The following is an 18689-nucleotide window of genomic DNA, read 5'->3' on the forward strand; positions in this document are numbered from 1 at the left end:
AGAGCGCATCCATGGTAAGGATGAGGTCGCCGGTTCAATCCCGGCAACTAGCATATAAGAAGAGAGAAGCTTAGAGAGGATCTAGGCTTCTTTTTTGTGCTTTAATTTCTAATTGAGTGCCTATTTATGGATCTTTTTTCAACAATTTTCAAAAAAACGTTGACAAGCACAGAAATCCGTGGTAAAGTTAGAACAACAAAGAGAAAGGAGAAAACCATCATGAACAAAGTAACATTCTTGATGACACAATTGAATACACAACTTCTCCAATCTCAGTTGAGTTCTATGTAAAAAATTGAATGAAACCCAAGATGGAGGAGTCTGTCTTGGGTTTTTTGTATGCATTTTTGCCTGCCTTAACTGAATTGGTGACAGGCATCAGAAGGCCCAAGTGTGGACTGAGCACGTACTCAGCTCCTACTTGGGTTTTTTCTGTGCCAAATTGAAAGGGGAGAAGATGATAGGAGCTTTATGGAAGTACATCTGGGAGCTTAAGTGGCTGTATCTCAGCATTGCTGTGGTCCTAGTAATTTATGATTATACAATTTTAATACCGACACAGGTCATTCAACGACTAGTCGACCAGCTGAGCAAGCAGACCTTGACTCAGGCAAGTTTTACGAGAGATATTGCTCTCTTGTTGGGAGCTACTTTTTTAAATTACATTTCTGCTTACTACTGGCATCTGAAGTTGTTTCAAGCTTCGGTCCATTACAAGGCTAGGCTACAGGGGCAAGCTTTTCGTAAGCTCGTAGTTATGAGACGGCCATTTTATGAAAAGTTTCGCTCAGGGGATCTCCTGACTCGTTTTACCACGGATGTAGACGGGATGATGGGGATGGTCGGCTATGGGATGCTGATTGTCCTTTACGGGGGAGGCTTGTTCCTTTTTATCATTCCAGCCATGTTCTTGATTTCCTGGCAGTTGAGTTTAATTTCCTTTATTCCTATGAGTTTTCTGGTTTTATCAACCTATCTCCTGGGGAAAAAGGAAGAGATCTATGTGGATGAAAACCGTGATGCCGTGGCTAACTTGAATGATGAGGTCCTAGAATCCATCGAAGGGATTCGGGTCATGCGGGCCTATAGCCGCAAGGAGCGTCAGGTGCGACAATTTCAAGAGCGGACAGAAAGTTTGGCCAAGACGGGGGATAAGATTGCCTCTATTCAAAATGCCTTTGGTCCTTTTGCCCTCTGCTTTATCGGGGTTTCAACCGTCCTGCTTTTGGTCTGTGGGGGTCACTTCTTGAAGACTGGACAGATTAGCTTGGGTCAACTGCTAGGTCTAGAATTGTATCTAGTGGCCTTGATTGAGCCGATGTGGATGCTAGCAGACTTCATCCTTGTCTATCAAACAGCCAAGACATCCCACAAAAAGTTGTCAGAATTGGTCGAAGAGGATGATGACTTGGAAAGAGATGGAGATGATTGGCTAGAGGAACTGAATGAGGTAGTTTTCGAAAACTATTCTTTTACCTATCCGATGGCGGAGAAGGAGAGTCTTTCGCAGATTTCTTTGCAGTTCAATAAAGGGCAAACCATTGGGATTGTGGGTCGAACAGGAGCAGGAAAGACAAGTTTGGTCCGTCAATTTTTACGTCAATACCCACTTGGGCAAGGGACGTTTACCATTAATGGGGAGTCCGTTACACACTATGTGAGACGCTCTATTGAGGAAAAAATCGGTTACGTCTCTCAGGAACACATCTTATTTTCGAAGTCTATTTTAGAAAATATTTCCCTTGGTAAGAAGGGAGCTAGTCAAGAGGAAATCATGGATGCTATCGCTCAGGCAGCCTTCGCAGATGATTTGGAACGGATGTCGGATGGTCTGGACACTTTGATCGGAGAAAAGGGAGTATCTGTATCGGGAGGACAGAAGCAGCGGATTTCCTTGGCACGCGCCTTTTTACGTGATGCCCAGTTGCTCCTCTTGGATGATTCTTTATCCGCAGTGGATGCCAAGACGGAACAGGCCATTATTGAGACCATTCAAAGAGAGCGACAAGGAAAGACAACCTTGATAGTCTCTCACCGTCTCTCAGCTGTCCATCAGGCAGATTGGATCCTTGTGTTAGATCAAGGACGGATTGTAGAAGAAGGAACAGCTAGTGATTTACTAGCTCAAGAGGGTTGGTATTACGAACAATACCAACGGCAACAAAGACAGGAAGGAGAATAAGATGGGTATTTTAAAACGACTCTTACAAAAACTATCCCTTTTTCCTGGTATTTTTGGGCTAGGTTTCATCTGTCTTTTGCTGGCAACGATTTTGTCAGATCTATCGCCGTTTATTCTGCAAAAAATGATTGATGGTCCCTTGACAGCCTTGAGTCAGGGAGGAGAGTTAGGAGCACTCTATCCTATGGGTGTCCTCTATCTGATTGTTTTGGCTGTGGGTCAGATTGTCAGTTATATAGGCAATCGGGTTTTGATCCATGGAGGCAATAAGGTAACTGCACAGCTACGCGATCAAGCCTTCCTTGTGATGCAACAACTACCGATTTCCTACTTTGATGACAAGCCAGCAGGGAAAATTGCTACACGAATTGTTAATGATACAGAGACCTTACGGACTCAATTTTACAATTCCTGCATGTATTTGGTGATTCATTTGATGCGTTTCTTCTTTATCATGGGAGTTCTCTTTACTATCAATCCCATGATGGGTCTCCTCTTATGTTTGATGTTCCCTATCTTTTACGGGATTCAGGCCTTGTATAAGCGTATGACGGACAAGCCCATGAAGGACTTCTTTGATTCCAGAAGTGAGATCAATACCCAGGTTAATGAACTGCTTCATGGAGCGAGTATGATCCAACTTTACGGACAAGAAGAGCGCGTGATTGATGAGTTTGATCAGACGACAGACAAGATGACTGTGGCCTATGATCGTTTGGTTCTAGCAGACTCCATTGCCTCTTGGAGCCTGACAGAATTCTTGAAATACATCGTCATTGCAGGAATTTTAACTATTGCAGGCCTATCCTATCTTGGGGGAGATTTGGGGATGACTGCAGGTTTCTTATTTATCAATCTCAATTATGTTATTCAGCTTTTTGATCTCATGGCCAATTTGATCCGCCGTCTTCCAGATATCCGGCGCTCTCTGGAAACAGGGGAGCGGGTCTTGACTTTCCTAGATGAAAAGGAAGAGGCAGATGCAACCGAAGAGATCCAAATAGATCGGGCGGCTGTGGAGTTTGATCAGGTCACTTTTGCCTATGAAGAAGGCAAGCCAGTTCTGAAGGACATTTCCATCCAAGCTCATCCGGGTCAAACCCTTGCCTTGGTTGGCCATACCGGTTCGGGTAAATCCTCCATTATGAACTTGCTCTATCGTTTCTATGATCCGCAGGAGGGGGAAATCCGGATCGACGGCCAGAATATTCGCCATTTCTCTAGAGAGAGTATTCGCTCCCATATGGGAATTGTCTTACAGGATCCCTATCTGTTCTCAGGGACCATTGCTAGCAATGTGGCCATGAGTCAAACAGATATCGACCTTGATCGCGTCTTGGATGCTCTAAAACAGGTCGGTGCCCTGCCTATGATCCAGAGATTAGAAAAAGGAATCGACCATCCAGTGGTTGAAAAGGGATCTGCCTTCTCAAGCGGGGAGCGCCAATTGATTTCCTTTGCGCGGACCCTCTACATGAACCCGAAAATTTTGATTCTGGACGAAGCAACCTCCCACATTGATACGGAGACAGAGGAGATCATTCAGAAGGCTATGGCAGTCCTGCAAAAGGGCCGGACGACCTTTATTATTGCCCACCGCTTATCGACCATTCAAGATGCAGATCAGATCTTGGTTCTATCAGAAGGGCGCATTGTCGAACGTGGGCAACATGCAGACTTGATTGCTCATGGTGGCATCTATGCCCAGATGCAAGCTATCCAACAGACGGTTGAATAAAAGGGCATTCTTCAAATAGTAAAAGTAGCGTGTATTCTAGTATATACGCTATTTTTATGCTATAATTGAAATGATAGTGAGGTGATCCAAGATGTATATTGAAATGGTTGATGAGACCGGTCAAGTCTCTGAAGAAATGATCAAACAAACCCAGGAAATTTTAGAATTTGCTGCAAAAAAATTGGGCAAAGAAGACAAGGAAATGGCAGTGACCTTTGTAACCAACGAACGTAGCCATGAATTGAACTTGGAATACCGGGACACGGATCGCCCAACGGATGTAATCAGTCTGGAATACAAACCAGAGATGGACATTGCTTTTTCGGAAGAAGATTTAGAAGACCATCCAGAGTTAGCCGAGATGATGGCAGAGTTTGATACCTATATTGGAGAGCTTTTTATTTCTGTAGACAAGGCGCGTGAGCAAGCAGCTGAGTATGGTCATAGCTTTGAGCGCGAGATGGGCTTTTTAGCAGTGCATGGCTTCCTTCATATCAACGGTTATGATCACTATACGCCGGAAGAAGAAAAGGTAATGTTTGGCTTACAGGAAGAGATTTTGACAGCCTATGGACTCACAAGACAATAAACGAAAATGGAAAAATCGAGAACTGATTGCCAGTCTTGAATTTGCTTTAACAGGGATTTTCACAGCCTTTAAAGAGGAACGAAATATGCGTAAGCATGCACTTTCAGCTATCTTAGCGATTGTTGCAGGCTTCCTTTTTGGCATTTCAGCAACAGAGTGGCTCTTTCTACTCTTAAGTGTTTCTTTGGTCATTGCCTTTGAAATCATGAATTCTGCTCTTGAAAATGTAGTGGATTTGGCAAGCGATTACCATTTCTCCATGCTGGCAAAGAATGCCAAGGATATGGCGGCAGGAGCGGTTCTCGTTATTTCGGGCTTTGCCTTTGTGACAGGTCTCATCATATTTGTGCCCAAGTTGTGGGCTTTGGTATTTGGATAAGAGGGAGAATTCCCTCAAGAAAGGAAACTATGACATTTAAATCAGGCTTTGTAGCCATTTTAGGACGTCCCAATGTCGGGAAGTCAACTTTTTTGAACCACGTCATGGGGCAAAAAATTGCCATCATGAGTGATAAAGCGCAGACAACGCGCAATAAGATTATGGGAATCTACACGACCGATAAGGAACAGATCGTCTTTATCGATACCCCAGGGATTCACAAACCCAAGACAGCGCTTGGAGACTTCATGGTAGAGTCGTCCTATAGCACCCTTCGAGAAGTGGATACCGTTCTCTTTATGGTGCCAGCAGACGAGCCACGTGGGAAAGGTGATGACATGATCATCGAACGCCTCAAGGCTGCTAAGGTTCCTGTGATTTTGGTGGTGAATAAAATTGACAAGGTTCACCCAGATCAACTCTTGGCGCAAATCGATGACTTCCGTAGTCAGATGGATTTCAAGGAAATTGTGCCGATTTCAGCCCTTCAAGGAAACAATGTTTCGCATTTGATTGATATTTTGAGCGAAAACTTAGAAGAAGGTTTCCAATATTTCCCGGCTGACCAAATCACTGATCACCCAGAGCGCTTCTTGGTCTCTGAAATGATCCGCGAGAAGGTCTTGCACTTGACGCGAGAAGAAATTCCCCACTCTGTGGCAGTAGTAGTGGATTCTATGAAGCGGGATGAAGAGACAGATAAGGTCCATATCCGAGCAACCATCATGGTTGAGCGCGATAGCCAAAAAGGCATTGTCATCGGAAAAGGCGGTGCCATGCTCAAGAAGATTGGAACCCTTGCGCGTAAGGATATCGAGCTCATGCTAGGGGACAAGGTCTTCCTAGAAACCTGGGTCAAAGTCAAGAAAAATTGGCGGGATAAGAAATTGGATCTTGCTGATTTCGGATACAACGAAAAAGAATATTAAGAAGAGGTGGGCAGAAGGCCTGCTTCTTGTTTTTGAAAGGAGTTCTATGCCTGAATTACCAGAAGTAGAGATTGTCCGACGCGGTCTTAAGAAATTAATTCTTGGAAAAATCATCCAGTCAGTGGAAGTAAAGTATCCAAAGATGATTCATACGGATCTAGATGCTTTTCGCCAAGATCTTCCAGGTCAGGAAATTCGGGCCATGGGGCGTCGCGGAAAATACCTCTTGTTTTATCTGACGGATCTGTTCCTCATCTCGCATTTGCGAATGGAAGGCAAGTATTTCTTTTATCCAGACGAGGTTCCTCTTCGCAAGCACGCCCATGTCTTCTTTCATTTTACAGATGGTAGCACTCTGGTCTATGAAGATGTCCGCAAGTTTGGAACCATGGAAGTCATCACACCTGAGCTTGTCGACAGCTATTTTTTGGCGAAAAAGATTGGTCCAGAGCCGACAGAAGCAGATTTTAAAGAACCAGCCTTCCAAGCAGCTCTTAAACAATCAAAGAAACCCATTAAATCAGCTCTTTTGGACCAAAAATTAGTGGCTGGTCTGGGCAATATCTATGTAGATGAGGTCCTTTATCGAGCTAAGGTTCATCCAGCCCGTTTGGGTCAAAGTTTAACTGTTAGAGAAGCCAAAGCCATCCGCAAAGAAACGATTGCTGTGCTTGCTCAGGCTGTTGAAAAGGGGGGGTCCACCATTCGCTCCTACAGCAATGCTTTTGGCGAGGATGGCACCATGCAGGAAGAACACCAGGTCTATGGGAAAACAGGTCAGCCTTGTTTGCGCTGCGGGACACCGATTGAGAAAACCCAGCTGGGGGGACGCGGAACCCATTTTTGCCCTCACTGCCAAAAGGAGAACTAGATGGCAAGAATCATCGGATTAACAGGAGGGATTGCTTCAGGAAAGTCCACTGTCACCTCTTATTTGAAAGAAAAAGGCTATCCTGTCATTGATGCTGATCGAGTAGTCCATGACCTGCAGGCACCAGGTGGAGAACTCTATCAAGCTTTGGTAGAGCATTTTGGAAGGGACATCCTCCTAGATACTGGAGACTTAAATCGTCCTACTCTGGCTCAACGCATCTTTTCAAGCCAGAAAGAGATTGCCTGGTCCAACCAAGAACAAGGAGAGATCATTCGCAAAGCCCTGGCGCGAGAACGGGACCGACTAGCTGCAACAGAAGACCTCTTTTTCATGGATATTCCCTTGTTAATCGAGCAGGGATATCTGGACTGGTTTGACCAAGTCTGGCTGGTCTATGTGACGGAAGAGACCCAGTTGCAACGTTTGATGGAGCGCAATGCCCTAACGGAGTTCCAGGCGCGCGATCGTTTGGCAGCCCAGATGCCTCTAGATGAGAAAAAAGCTCTTGTCGATCTCGTGATCGATAACAATAGCCAGCGTGATCACCTCTATAAGGAAATCGATCGGGCTTTAGAACAAATAGAAAGAAGATGATCCTATTTCACTGGAAATCAATTGGCGTAAAAATCTTTTTATTGCCTGGATTGGCTGTTTTTTCGTAGGTGCCAGTCTTTCGTTAGTGGTTCCCTTTATGGCTCTCTTTGTTGAGGAGTTGGGGGTGAAAGGTCCGGCAGTTCCTTTTTATGCTGGGATTGCAGTCGCCTCCTCCTCTTTGACTTCCGCTCTAATGGCCCCAATCTGGGGGAGTTTGGCGGACCGTTATGGTCGGAAACCCATGATGTTGAGAGCCTCGATTGCTATGACCTTGACCATGGGAGGAATTGCTTTTGTCCCTTCCGTCTTTTGGTTGCTGCTCCTACGCTTATTAAATGGTGTCTTCTCAGGCTTTGTGCCTAATAGCACGGCTCTCATTGCCAGTCAGGTACCAAAGAATCAATCTGGATATGCTCTAGGAACCTTATCGACGGGAACCGTTGCCGGTACCTTGATGGGCCCCTTGTTGGGGGGATTGATCGCAGAGCAATTTGGTATGCGGAATGTCTTTCTCCTCGTTGGTTTTTTCCTCTTTCTCGTCTCTGTCTTGACTTGGTGGGGCATTGAGGAAGACTACCAACAAATATCGAAAGAGGAGCACCTTTCAAGCTGGGAATTACTGGCTTCTATCCAGCATAAGGACATTTTACTGGGACTCTTTTTGACCAGTATGACCATTCAGATGATCGGTCAGTCCATTTCTCCCATTCTTCCACTCTATGTGAGAGAACTTGGCCAGAGCGACAATGTTATTTTTGTATCTGGACTGATCGTATCATCGATGGGGATTTCCAGTATCCTGACATCGGGATGGATGGGAAAGCTCGGAGATAAAATTGGCAACCATCGCCTCTTACTTTTAGCTCTTCTCTATAGTGGCATCCTCTATATCTTCTGTGCACTTGCTCAGACCCCTTTTCAATTAGGCCTTCTTCGCTTCCTATTTGGAATTGGAACAGGAGCCTTAATGCCCGGAGTGACGGCTCTCTTAAACCGTATGACTCCCAAGGAAGGAATTTCTCGGATTTTTAGTTACAATCAGCTCTTCTTTTATGTTGGGGGAGTTCTTGGTCCCCTGATGGGCTCTAGTATTGCCATGCATGTCAATTACCATTGGGTATTCTATGGGACTGCTATCCTAGCCTTTATAGATTTGGCCTTCCTTTTATTCATCTTTAGAAAGTATTTGAAAGTGAGAGAAATCAGTGCGCATTAAAGTACAACTAACCTGCACGAGCTGTGGTAGTCAGAATTATTTGACAAGTAAAAATATGAAGACACACCCTGAAAAAATTGAAGTTTTGAAGTATTGTCCCAAAGAGAGAAAAGTGACATTACATCTTGAAACAAAATGATTTTTATGGTAAAATAGATAAGATTTTAAGGAGTTTTTTAATTATGACTAAACCGTTGATTACTATTTTATTGGTACTATCTGTATTAATTGTTATTGCTATCTTCATGCAACCAACTAAAAATCAATCTAGCAACGTATTCGATGCAAGTTCAAATGACTTATTCGAACGTTCAAAAGCTCGTGGATTCGAAGCAGTCATGCAACGTTTAACAGGAGTCATGATTTTCCTTTGGTTACTGATTGCGATGATTCTAATGGTATTATCCAGTAAATAAGATAGGCTTAGACATTGTCTTTGCCTATTTTTTCATCTATAGGTCGTTTGATAGGGAGTTTGTCACTTGTAAAGAAATCTCTCTGAAAGAAAGAAAATAAAGGAGGCTGGGTGACCAGCACAAGATATGAAAAGTAAAATTATTGATTATTTAAAACAGGAGGGAAAAGCTCAGGTTGATCAATTGGCTCAAGCCATTGGGAGTACTGACGCCAAAGGTTTTCGTGAACTGATTAAGACCATTTCGCTGATGGAGCGACGTCGTCAACTAACCTTTGAAGAAAATGGTTTTTTAAGTCTCCTTGATGCCAAGCCAAAAGGCGTCATTACTGTGAAAGGGATTTTCCATGCTCATAAGAGTGGCTTTGGATTTGTCAGCTTAGAGGGGGAAGAAGAGGACCTTTTTATTGGACGAAATGATGTCAACCATGCCATTGATGGGGATACAGTTGAGGTTGTAATCACCAAGGTCGCCGATCGGCAAAAGGGGACAGCGGCAGAGGGGAAAATCATTGATGTCTTGGAGCATAGCCTCCAAACAGTCGTCGGACAAATCGTTTTGGATGAGGAAAAACCCAAATATGCAGGCTACATCCTTTCAAAGAATCAAAAGATTAGTCAACGCATTTACGTAAAAAAACCTGCCCTACAATTAGAGGGAACGGAAGTTCTCAAGGTAGCTATTGAACAGTATCCAAGTCGGAAGCACAACTACTTTGTAGCCTCAGTACAAGATGTGGTTGGGCATGTGACAGATCCTGGGATCGATGTCTTGGAAGTCTTGGAGTCTATGGATATTGTCTCAGAATTTCCAGAAGCGGTCCTCAAAGAAGCAGAAAGCATCCCAGACCAGCCTAGTGAGAAGGATATGGAGGGGCGTTTGGACCTTCGAGATGAAATCATCTTTACCATTGATGGTGCCGATGCCAAGGACTTGGATGATGCGGTTCACATCAAACGCTTGGAGGGTGGAAATTATGAACTTGGCGTTCACATAGCCGATGTCTCTTACTATGTGACCGAAGGTTCCGCCTTGGACAAGGAAGCCCTCAACCGGGCGACCTCTGTCTATGTGACAGACCGTGTCGTGCCCATGTTACCAGAGCGTCTCTCTAATGGGATTTGTTCCTTAAACCCTCAAGTGGATCGCTTGACCCAATCTGCCATTATGGAAATCGACCAGCGTGGTCGGGTCCTTCGTTATCAGATCACCCAAACGGTTATTAAAACCACCTTCCGGATGACTTATAGCGATGTCAATGAGATCATTGCTGGGGACCAAGAGAAGCGTGAGGAATACCAAGTCATTGTGCCAAGTATCGAAGCCATGGTTGGTCTTCATCAGATCCTAGAAGGAATGCGGGAAAAACGAGGCGCCCTGAACTTTGATACCAGTGAAGCTAAAATCCTGGTCAATCCTCAAGGAAAACCAGTAGACATCGTCTTGCGCCAACGTGGGGTTGCAGAACGGATGATTGAATCCTTCATGCTGATTGCAAATGAGACAGTAGCTGAGCATTTTGCCAAACGAAAACTTCCCTTTATTTACCGGATTCACGAAGAACCCAAAGCAGAGAAAGTGCAAAAGTTTATCGATTATGCTTCTAGTTTTGGCCTTCCAATTTATGGTACTGCTAGTTCCATGAGTCAGGAAACCTTGCAGGACATCATAAAGAAGGTAGAAGGGGAACCCTATGCTGATGTCTTGTCTATGATGTTGCTCCGTTCCATGCAACAAGCGCGATATTCCGAGCACAACCACGGCCACTATGGGCTAGCAGCTGAGTTCTATACTCACTTCACCAGTCCGATTCGCCGGTATCCAGACTTATTAGTCCACCGCATGGTGCGAGAGTATGGAATAGATTCTGAAGTAGCTAGTCATTTTGAACAGGTCATTCCAGATATTGCTAGCCAATCCTCTAGTCGGGAACGCCGCGCCATTGATGCGGAACGGGAAGTGGAAGCCATGAAGAAGGCAGAGTACATGGAGGACTATGTTGGCGAAGAGTACGATGCTTTGGTGTCCAGTGTCGTCAAGTTTGGTCTCTTTGTTGAATTGCCAAATACCGTAGAAGGTTTGATCCACATCACCACCTTACCTGGTTTTTATCATTTTAACGAGCGAGATTTGACCTTGCGTGGGGAAAAATCAGGCGTGACCTTCCGTGTCGGTCAGGAGATCCGAATCAGGGTCGAAAGAGCGGATAAGATGACTGGCGAGATTGATTTTTCTTATATCCCAAGTGAGCTGGATTTGATTGAAAAAGTCACTAAAACATCGGGTCGTAAAGATCGAAATGGACACTCTAAGCGCGCTTCTTCTAAGAAAGAAGAACGAAAGCAAGGAGGCATTAGAGAGAGCAAGCGCAAGCATTCTTCAAAAGACAAGAAGAAAAAGAGTAAGAAACCTTTTTACAAGGAAGTAGCTAAGAAAGGAGCTAAGCATGGCAAAGGGCGAGGGAAAGGTCGTCGCACAAAATAAGAAAGCAAGCCACGATTATACAATTGTTGAAACCATTGAAGCAGGAATGGTCCTGACTGGTACAGAAATCAAGAGTGTTCGAGCAGCTCGTATCAACCTCAAGGATGGATTTGCCCAAGTCAAAAATGGGGAAGTCTGGCTCAGCAATGTTCATATTGCTCCCTATGAGGAAGGCAATATCTGGAACCAAGACCCAGAGCGTCGTCGCAAACTCTTGCTGCATAAGAAGCAAATTCAAAAGTTGGAGCAGGAGACTAAAGGAACAGGGATGACTCTAGTTCCCCTTAAGGTTTACCTTAAGGATGGCTACGCCAAGCTCTTGCTGGGCTTAGCCAAAGGGAAGCACGATTATGACAAACGTGAATCTATCAAACGGCGGGAGCAAAATCGTGACATTGCTCGTGTCATGAAGCAATACAATACGCGTTAAAGTAAGAAATAGGAACAGCTGAAGCAAGGGCTGAAAACTGTTCCTATTTTTAAATTTCCTTTCTTGAAACCGCTTGTATTATTATCTGGATAAGAGTATACTGAAGGTAGCGTTGGTATAGTTGTTTTTCGTCGGCTTGAAAATGATTTTCTAGCCTCTTTTGTAGTCATAAAGGAGATCGACTATGAGAAAACTACTGGTCAAACTGATGATTGCTTTGATGGCCTTTGCCTTGATTCCAGTTCAAGTTGCGCAGGCCTGCTCAGCCTTCATTGTTGGGAAGGAACTCACGACAGATGGTTCCATGCTCTTTGGGCGGACTGAAGACTATCCTTATGCTCCCGATGGTGGTCGCCACAATAAAACTTACGAAGTGGTACCTGCCAAAGACTATAAGGATGGGGATATGTTGGAGGACGAATCCAACGGCTTTGCTTATCCCCACTTGAGTCATGAAATGAAATATACCGCAACTTATGATGCAGCCCATGGAGATGGTTCCAACGGGAATTTCGGAGCACACGGCTTTAACGAAGCGGGCGTTTCCATGACTTCTACCGTATCTGCAACCCCACACGATAAGATTTTAGAAGCAGATCCACTTGTGAAAAATGGCTTGGCTGAAGCTGCTATGGTAGACTTGGTTCTCCCACGTGCCAAAACAGCTCGTGAAGGAATTGAGTTGGTTGCCAAGGTACTTGATGAAAAAGGATCTGCCGAAGGAAACATCATTGTCGTAGCAGATAAAGATGAACTCTGGTACATGGAAATCCTCTCTGGTCACCAATATGTAGCCATCAAATTCCCTCAAGACCGCTATGCCATCTTTGCCAATACCTACTATCTAGGACATGTGGATTTCAAGGACAAGGACAATGTCATTGCTTCAAAAGATGTGGAAGCAGTTGCTAAAAAGGCAGACCACTACAAGACTGATAAAGATGGTAACTTCCATATTGCAGACTCATATGGTCCAGATGAATATACCGAACGCAACCGCTCACGGACCTATGCAGGGATTACTTTGATGGATCCTAAAGCGGACATCAAATATGATGATAAGCACTTTGATCTCTTGCGCAAACCAACGGATCCTTCTAAAAAGTATAGTCTAGAAGATGTGTTTGCTGAACAACGGAACCGGTTCGAACACCTCAAACAATACACACCAGATGACTTAGTGGAACCAGGTAAAGAAGTCGATACCAATAAATACAAATATGCTTTAGGAAATGAAAACGTCATTAACGCCCACGTATACCAAATTAAGAAGGACTTGCCAACACCATTTGGTGGTGTCGTTTGGTTAGGTCTCGCTCAAAGCCGGAACACGCCTTATGTGCCATTCTATGGTATTGTCAACGATACCTACGCACCATTCAAAGTTCGCTCTGCCAAATACGATCCAACTTCTTGGTATTGGGCTGTTTGGCATATTGACCAAATGGTCATGAAATACCCAGACCTCTTTGGCAACAGCATCCAAGAGAAGTGGAAAGAAATGGAAAAAGGCTGGATCAAAGAACAAGCGGCTTTGGATCAAAAATACAGTGGACTCACTGATGACCAAGCGAAAGCTACTGCAGACGAAGTAACTAGCGACTCACTTAAACGTGCGGAAACCATCTTCAAACAAATCAAGCAAGTTGAAAGTGAGATGGAAGATAAGATTCGTACAGAAAAAGGTTTGGAAGCAGACTTTGTTTATGATGGCTATAACAAGGCCAATCTGGTAGCAGCAGCTCAAGCTGAAAAAGATGCATCGAAAGAAACAGATAAGAAGGAAGAAACAGCTTCTAGTCAATCATCTAGCAAGGCAAGTGATTCAAACAGCAGTTTGTCTGCCGTCTTAGGAGTTTTGGCACTTGCAGGATTTGGCTTGGCAGGTTTCTACTTTAAAAAATCAAAAAAGAATGAAAATGAAGAATAAGTAGACAGAGACTGCTAAATCAGCATCCTGCCTCAACTAGATTCTAAGAGAGTGGAATAGAAGTCTTCACAAAAGGAGCTTGTAATTCCACTCTTTTTATTGTTATTTGCATGCAATTTTTGTATGATAGGGATAGATAGAAAGAAGGAGAAGAAACGGATGCCTGAAAAATTAATTGCCTATAAACGGATGCCTTTGTGGACCAAGGATACCATGCCTGAAGCAGTCCAAAGAAAACACAATACCAAAGTAGGTACTTGGGGAAAGATTACCGTTCTCAAAGGAAAACTCAAGTTTGTTGAGCTGACGGAAGATGGGGAAGAAGTAGCCAGCCATATTTTTGAGGCAGGTGCGGATAACCCGATGGCACAACCGCAAGCTTGGCACCGCGTAGAGGCCCTTACAGATGATGTGGAATGGTTTTTGGAATTCTACTGTGAACCCAAAGATTATTTCCCCAAAAAATATAATAGCAATCCCGTCCATTCGGAAGTGCTAGAAGCCATGGAGTCCCTTTCTCCAGGCAAGGCCTTGGATTTGGGGTGTGGACAAGGACGAAACGCCCTCTTTTTAGCCCAACATGGCTTTGAAGTGACAGCAGTCGATCAAAATGAATTGGCCCTAGAGATCCTACAAAGTATTGTAGAGCAAGAAGATTTGGAAATGACTGTGGGACTCTATGATATCAACTCAGCGAACCTAAAACAAAGTTATGACTTGATTGTTTCAACGGTTGTCCTCATGTTCTTGCAAGCGGATCGCATTCCAGCGATTATTCGAAATATGCAAGACCAGACCAATCCAGGTGGCTATAACTTGATCGTTTGTGCCATGGATACAGAGGACTATTCTTGCCAGGTTCCTTTTTCCTTTACCTTTAAGGAAGGCGAGCTAGCAGACTACTACAAGGATTGGGAACTCATTAAATACAATGAAAATCCAGGGCATCTGCACCGACGTGATGAAGATGGCAATCGAATTGCCTTACGCTTTGCGACCATGCTAGCCAAGAAAAAATAATAGCCTCACTAGACAAGGAGACTCTTGCAGTCGTCCTTGTCTTTTATATCTGAAAACTTACTGAAAATACTTGATTTTTTACAGAAAAGGAGTAGACTGTTAGTGTATCTTTCAAGAATTTTGAGGAGAAGCGCGTGAAACTCTATGTTCAACTGATGATTATCTTTACCATCTCTTTGATTGGGGAAGGGATATCGACCCTCTTTCATTTGCCAATTCCAGGAAGTATTATTGGTCTACTGATTTTATTTCTTTGCTTGCAGTTGAAATGGCTTCGTATCCGCCATGTGAATCTGGTCGGATCTTTTCTCTTAGCCAATATGACGATTTTATTTTTACCTCCAGCAGTTGGGATTATGGATAAGTTTGATGTTATCCAGCCTTATTTATTGCCTATCGTATTGATTATTTTAGGGGCTATCATCATCAATGTAACCCTCATTGCTTTAGTCGTCGGTTTTATCAAGACTCGGTATGAAGGGGATTATGAAGGAGGAAAGAAATAATGGAAAGTTTGTGGTCAAATCCTCTCTTTGGGATTTCTTTATCAGTCTTTGCCTATCTGATTGGGATGATGGTTTTTCGTCGCTTTCCCCATCCGATCACGACCCCCCTCTTAGTTGCTACGGTCTTGATCATTGGATTCTTAAAGCTGACAGGGATTTCCTATAAGGCCTATAATATTGGCGGGACCTACCTCAGTAATTTGATTGTGCCCTCAACGGTTGTCCTGGGAATTCCCTTGTATAAAAGTTTTCATTTGATGAAACACCATGCCAAGAGTATTCTTCTTAGTAGTTTTCTAGCAGTAGTAGTCAACACACTTTTTACAGCTGTCTTGGCTAAGCTTTTTGGGATGAAGTACTTTCTAGCTATTTCCCTCTTTCCAAAGTCTGTGACAACAGCTATGGCAGTGGGGATTTCTGAAAAAATGCAGGGAATTACTACCATTACCCTGGTTGTCGTTGTAGCGACAGGTATCCTGACAAGTGTTCTAGGACCAACGATTCTTAAATTCCTAAAAGTAGAGGACCCTGTTGCCATTGGTTTGGCTCTTGGGGGTACAGGTCATGCGGTAGGGACTGGTACAGCCTTTCAGTATGGTCAAGTAGCCGGAGCTATGGGTGGTTTAGCAATTGGGATAACTGGCGTTTTCTACGTCTTTATAAGTCCCCTTGTCGCGAGCCTGATTCTTTCCTAAAAAGGTAGAGATTATTCAGAAAAAGCTTGGAAGCAGTTCCAAGCTTTTTAGTGTACAGTTAGATAGAGAAGGTTGTTAGATAATTTGAAGGTCAAATAATTTTCAGATAGATTACTAATTGATTACAGTCGTTGTAAGCGCTTGCCAAATCTTAGTTCAGAAGGTATACTAAAAGAGGTTATACGGTTAATATCTAGTTAAAGGAGTTCAATATGAAGAAACGTTATGCTCGATCAGCCTTGGGCTTGATCACTGCTCTCTTCCTCTTTGCCCAACCGGTAGAGGCCTGTACAGGTTTTATCATCGGTAAAAAGTTAACAGCAGATGGGAATGCTTTGTACGGACGTACGGAGGACTTAGAACCGAACCACAATAAGAACTTTGTGGTCAGAGAACGAACTTATAACAAGAAAGGGGATGTCTTTGAAGATGCCACCAATGGTTTTAAGTATGAGCTCCCAGAAGTAAGTTATAAATATACAGCTGTCCCAGATGTTACACCAGAACAGGGTGTATTTGATGAGGCTGGTTTTAATGAACATGGAGTGTCCATCTCAGCGACCGTCTCAGCTTCAGCAAATGACAACATTAAAAAGGTCGATCCTTATGTAGAGGACGGCTTGGCTGAGTCTGCCCTCACCACTGTCGTTCTTCCAAGTGTCAAAACGGCTCGTGAAGGAGTCGAGCTTATTGCGAAAATTGTGGAAGAAAAAGGGGCAGCAGAAGGAAATATTGTGACGATTGCGGACAAGGAAGGAATCTGGTACATGGAGATCCTTTCTGGTCACCAATATGTAGCGATTCTCTTCCCAGAAGATCGTTATGCAGTCTTTCCAAATACCTTCTTCTTAGGACATGTCGATTTTTCAGATAAGGAACGGACTATTGCCTCGAAGGATGTTGAAAAAGTGGCCCGTGATGCAGGAACCTATAAAGAAATCGATGGCCAGTTCCATGTTTCCCAATCCTACAATCCTCCTTTGCATGAGGCAGATCGTTCTCGTGTTTGGTCTGGTATTAAGTCACTGGATCCAGATGCAGATGTGAACTACGATGACGAGTATTTTGACTTGATGCATACAACGGATCGGAAATTGACGCTACGAGATGCGATGAATCTCCAACGCAATCGGTTAGAAGGAACAGACTTCAAACCTCAAGATCAAATGGAGTTAGATGGAAAAGGGATTCCAGAAAAAGGGAAGTTTGATGAAGTCTATAAATACCCGATTTCGAACCCGAATGTCATGGAAGCCCATATTTTCCAATTGAAGGACAATGTTCCTGATAGTGCAGGTGGGGGAACCATGTGGTTAGCGATGGGAAGCCCACGAAATGCTCCTTACCTGCCTTACTATGGCAATATCACCAATACCTACCAAGCCTATCAAGAATTAGGAACAGCCTATAATCCCCAATCTTGGTATTGGACCATGTCTCGCATTAATGATTTAGTTGCCAAATATCCTGATTTGTTCGGAGATGGAGCCATCCGTACTGAAATGGAACGCCTCGAATCTCAATGGATGGCTGAGCAAGAAATCAGTGATCAAGAACAAATCGCCCTCGCTTCACAGCCAGAGCAGGCGAGTCTAAAAGCGACAGAAACAAGCATGACTCGAGCTCAAAAGACCTTTGATCGTCTGCAAGAAATTCGTCAAGAAGCAGAAGAAAAGGTGATTGCTCAATATGGACAAGGTGCTATTGACGATTTAACAGATGAAGAAGATGCAAACCAAGAAGAAGAGATCAATTTAGTACCGTTTGACTATGACTTCGTCATTACGATTGGTTTAGCCCTTGTGACAGTGATAGGAGTAGGAATATTCTTCATCAAATCAAAGAAAGCAAAGGGAGGTAAGAAGGATGAATAAGTTTCAACGAATATTGCTCTTCCTATTTCTGGTCTTAGCAGGGATTGGGATGGAGTTTGAGCTAGGCTCTCTCTCTCAACAAGAGTTTAACCAAGTAGCAGGAAGAGATTTGGTATTAAATCTGCTCGTTTTAGCGGTGATTGTCGTTCCTCTTTATCTCTTTATTAAGCGACTTGCAAAAAGATTTGAGGTTCCTCTTCTTGTTTTGTGGGCGACCATGTTTGGCGGTGGTTTTGTTGCTGGCTGGCTCAGCTTTTCAGGGAACAGCCTCATTGACCATTTCAATAGCCATCTCATTCAGGATGTTAGTACCTTTAATAAATGGACAGATGCTTTGACAGCCCCTTTTGCTGAAGAATTTTTTAAAGCTCTAGTGGCCTTCTGGATCCTCTTGATTTTGGGTCGTAAGGATTTGAAATCGATTTTAATTGCCGGCTTTGGATCTGGTCTTGGTTTCCAAATCATTGAAGATCTAGGTTATGTGGCGCGTCAAACGCGAACTGGAGACCTCTCAGCAGTAACAGAGGCAGTGAACCGCATTTCTGGTGGTTTAGCATCTCATGCAGTCTACACAGCTGTTGTATCTGTTGGAGCCTTTCTCATCCTGTCTCAGTGCACCAAGCAAAAAGAAAAGCTCTTTGGTCTCTGGTGTGTAGTTTCCACGGTGGCCAATCACTTCTTATGGAATTCCCCATTCTATGAAACAGACCATCGGGTCAATATTTTGGTAGGCTTGCTCTTTGCCTTCCAAGTGGGAACCTTTATTGAGGTCGTGCTCTTTGCTCATAAAAATCCGAATCTAAACCTTTTAAAGAAACAGTAAGAGATGGATT

The 18689-nt window shown here is 43.8% G+C and carries 18 protein-coding genes; all 18 read left to right on the forward strand.

Annotation, left to right across the window (positions count from 1 at the left end):
• The first annotated feature begins 457 nt into the window (after positions 1 to 457).
• The 18 genes from RCH62_RS01750 to RCH62_RS01835 all read left to right on the forward strand — a co-directional run bounded on the left by RCH62_RS01750 (position 458) and on the right by RCH62_RS01835 (position 18679).
• A complete protein-coding gene (locus RCH62_RS01750; protein ID WP_306474480.1) occupies positions 458 to 2182 on the forward strand; it encodes an ABC transporter ATP-binding protein in 1725 nt (574 codons plus the stop codon).
• 1 nt (position 2183) lies between these two features.
• Positions 2184 to 3920: an ABC transporter ATP-binding protein gene (locus RCH62_RS01755; RefSeq protein ID WP_306474481.1), complete on the forward strand. Its 1737-nt coding sequence runs from the start codon at positions 2184 to 2186 to the stop codon at positions 3918 to 3920.
• Between the two features lie 91 nt (positions 3921 to 4011).
• On the forward strand, positions 4012 to 4509 hold the full coding sequence (ybeY, locus tag RCH62_RS01760) for an rRNA maturation RNase YbeY (protein ID WP_306474482.1): 498 nt from the start codon (positions 4012 to 4014) through the stop codon (positions 4507 to 4509).
• Positions 4490 to 4888, forward strand: a complete 399-nt coding sequence (locus RCH62_RS01765; protein ID WP_048689618.1) for a diacylglycerol kinase family protein — start codon at positions 4490 to 4492, stop codon at positions 4886 to 4888. The genes ybeY and RCH62_RS01765 overlap by 20 nt, the downstream gene beginning before the upstream one ends.
• A 29-nt stretch (positions 4889 to 4917) precedes the next feature.
• Positions 4918 to 5817 (forward strand): GTPase Era, encoded by a 900-nt coding sequence (era, locus tag RCH62_RS01770; RefSeq protein ID WP_306474483.1) that lies wholly within the window; start codon positions 4918 to 4920, stop codon positions 5815 to 5817.
• Between the two features lie 46 nt (positions 5818 to 5863).
• On the forward strand, positions 5864 to 6688 hold the full coding sequence (gene mutM / locus RCH62_RS01775; protein ID WP_306474484.1) for a DNA-formamidopyrimidine glycosylase: 825 nt from the start codon (positions 5864 to 5866) through the stop codon (positions 6686 to 6688).
• On the forward strand, positions 6689 to 7285 hold the full coding sequence (coaE, locus tag RCH62_RS01780) for a dephospho-CoA kinase (protein ID WP_306474485.1): 597 nt from the start codon (positions 6689 to 6691) through the stop codon (positions 7283 to 7285).
• Between the two features lie 16 nt (positions 7286 to 7301).
• Positions 7302 to 8501, forward strand: coding sequence for a multidrug efflux MFS transporter (locus RCH62_RS01785; RefSeq protein WP_306474502.1), 1200 nt, complete (start codon positions 7302 to 7304; stop codon positions 8499 to 8501).
• Positions 8491 to 8640 carry a 50S ribosomal protein L33 gene (gene rpmG / locus RCH62_RS01790; protein ID WP_081453577.1) on the forward strand — a complete coding sequence of 50 codons (150 nt, stop codon included), beginning with the start codon at positions 8491 to 8493 and terminating at the stop codon, positions 8638 to 8640. The genes RCH62_RS01785 and rpmG overlap by 11 nt, the downstream gene beginning before the upstream one ends.
• Positions 8641 to 8683: 43 nt before the next feature.
• Positions 8684 to 8917, forward strand: coding sequence for a preprotein translocase subunit SecG (gene secG, locus RCH62_RS01795; RefSeq protein ID WP_048689602.1), 234 nt, complete (start codon positions 8684 to 8686; stop codon positions 8915 to 8917).
• Between the two features lie 126 nt (positions 8918 to 9043).
• Positions 9044 to 11401 carry a ribonuclease R gene (rnr, locus tag RCH62_RS01800; RefSeq protein ID WP_306474486.1) on the forward strand — a complete coding sequence of 786 codons (2358 nt, stop codon included), beginning with the start codon at positions 9044 to 9046 and terminating at the stop codon, positions 11399 to 11401.
• Positions 11364 to 11831: an SsrA-binding protein SmpB gene (gene smpB / locus RCH62_RS01805; RefSeq protein ID WP_048689598.1), complete on the forward strand. Its 468-nt coding sequence runs from the start codon at positions 11364 to 11366 to the stop codon at positions 11829 to 11831. The genes rnr and smpB overlap by 38 nt, the downstream gene beginning before the upstream one ends.
• A gap of 184 nt (positions 11832 to 12015) precedes the next feature.
• Positions 12016 to 13761 carry a C69 family dipeptidase gene (locus RCH62_RS01810; protein WP_306474487.1) on the forward strand — a complete coding sequence of 582 codons (1746 nt, stop codon included), beginning with the start codon at positions 12016 to 12018 and terminating at the stop codon, positions 13759 to 13761.
• Positions 13762 to 13920: 159 nt separating this feature from the next.
• Entirely contained in the window at positions 13921 to 14781 is an 861-nt protein-coding gene (gene tehB / locus RCH62_RS01815) for an SAM-dependent methyltransferase TehB (RefSeq protein ID WP_306474488.1), read from the forward strand.
• Positions 14782 to 14915: 134 nt separating this feature from the next.
• Positions 14916 to 15287, forward strand: a complete 372-nt coding sequence (locus tag RCH62_RS01820; protein WP_061564218.1) for a CidA/LrgA family protein — start codon at positions 14916 to 14918, stop codon at positions 15285 to 15287.
• A complete protein-coding gene (locus RCH62_RS01825) occupies positions 15287 to 15982 on the forward strand; it encodes an LrgB family protein (protein WP_061564217.1) in 696 nt (231 codons plus the stop codon). The genes RCH62_RS01820 and RCH62_RS01825 overlap by 1 nt, the downstream gene beginning before the upstream one ends.
• A gap of 212 nt (positions 15983 to 16194) precedes the next feature.
• Entirely contained in the window at positions 16195 to 17856 is a 1662-nt protein-coding gene (locus RCH62_RS01830) for a C69 family dipeptidase (RefSeq protein ID WP_117744512.1), read from the forward strand.
• Positions 17849 to 18679: a PrsW family glutamic-type intramembrane protease gene (locus tag RCH62_RS01835; RefSeq protein WP_306474489.1), complete on the forward strand. Its 831-nt coding sequence runs from the start codon at positions 17849 to 17851 to the stop codon at positions 18677 to 18679. Before RCH62_RS01830 ends, RCH62_RS01835 begins: the two co-directional genes overlap by 8 nt.
• Positions 18680 to 18689 lie beyond the last annotated feature (10 nt).

This window comes from Streptococcus sp., assembly GCF_030825805.1.
GTDB lineage: Bacteria > Bacillota > Bacilli > Lactobacillales > Streptococcaceae > Streptococcus.

Bases quoted from the DNA above. Each gene is read 5' to 3' on its own strand.
- RCH62_RS01755 (WP_306474481.1), top strand. From the start codon at position 2,184: ATGGGTATTTTAAAACGACTCTTACAAAAACTATCCCTTTTTCCTGGT.
- mutM (WP_306474484.1), top strand. From the start codon at position 5,864: ATGCCTGAATTACCAGAAGTAGAGATTGTCCGACGCGGTCTTAAGAAA.
- ybeY (WP_306474482.1), top strand. From the start codon at position 4,012: ATGTATATTGAAATGGTTGATGAGACCGGTCAAGTCTCTGAAGAAATG.
- tehB (WP_306474488.1), top strand. From the start codon at position 13,921: ATGCCTGAAAAATTAATTGCCTATAAACGGATGCCTTTGTGGACCAAG.
- RCH62_RS01810 (WP_306474487.1), top strand. From the start codon at position 12,016: ATGAGAAAACTACTGGTCAAACTGATGATTGCTTTGATGGCCTTTGCC.
- RCH62_RS01750 (WP_306474480.1), top strand. From the start codon at position 458: ATGATAGGAGCTTTATGGAAGTACATCTGGGAGCTTAAGTGGCTGTAT.
- RCH62_RS01765 (WP_048689618.1), top strand. From the start codon at position 4,490: ATGGACTCACAAGACAATAAACGAAAATGGAAAAATCGAGAACTGATT.
- RCH62_RS01830 (WP_117744512.1), top strand. From the start codon at position 16,195: ATGAAGAAACGTTATGCTCGATCAGCCTTGGGCTTGATCACTGCTCTC.
- RCH62_RS01835 (WP_306474489.1), top strand. From the start codon at position 17,849: ATGAATAAGTTTCAACGAATATTGCTCTTCCTATTTCTGGTCTTAGCA.
- era (WP_306474483.1), top strand. From the start codon at position 4,918: ATGACATTTAAATCAGGCTTTGTAGCCATTTTAGGACGTCCCAATGTC.
- smpB (WP_048689598.1), top strand. From the start codon at position 11,364: ATGGCAAAGGGCGAGGGAAAGGTCGTCGCACAAAATAAGAAAGCAAGC.
- RCH62_RS01825 (WP_061564217.1), top strand. From the start codon at position 15,287: ATGGAAAGTTTGTGGTCAAATCCTCTCTTTGGGATTTCTTTATCAGTC.
- secG (WP_048689602.1), top strand. From the start codon at position 8,684: ATGACTAAACCGTTGATTACTATTTTATTGGTACTATCTGTATTAATT.
- coaE (WP_306474485.1), top strand. From the start codon at position 6,689: ATGGCAAGAATCATCGGATTAACAGGAGGGATTGCTTCAGGAAAGTCC.
- rnr (WP_306474486.1), top strand. From the start codon at position 9,044: ATGAAAAGTAAAATTATTGATTATTTAAAACAGGAGGGAAAAGCTCAG.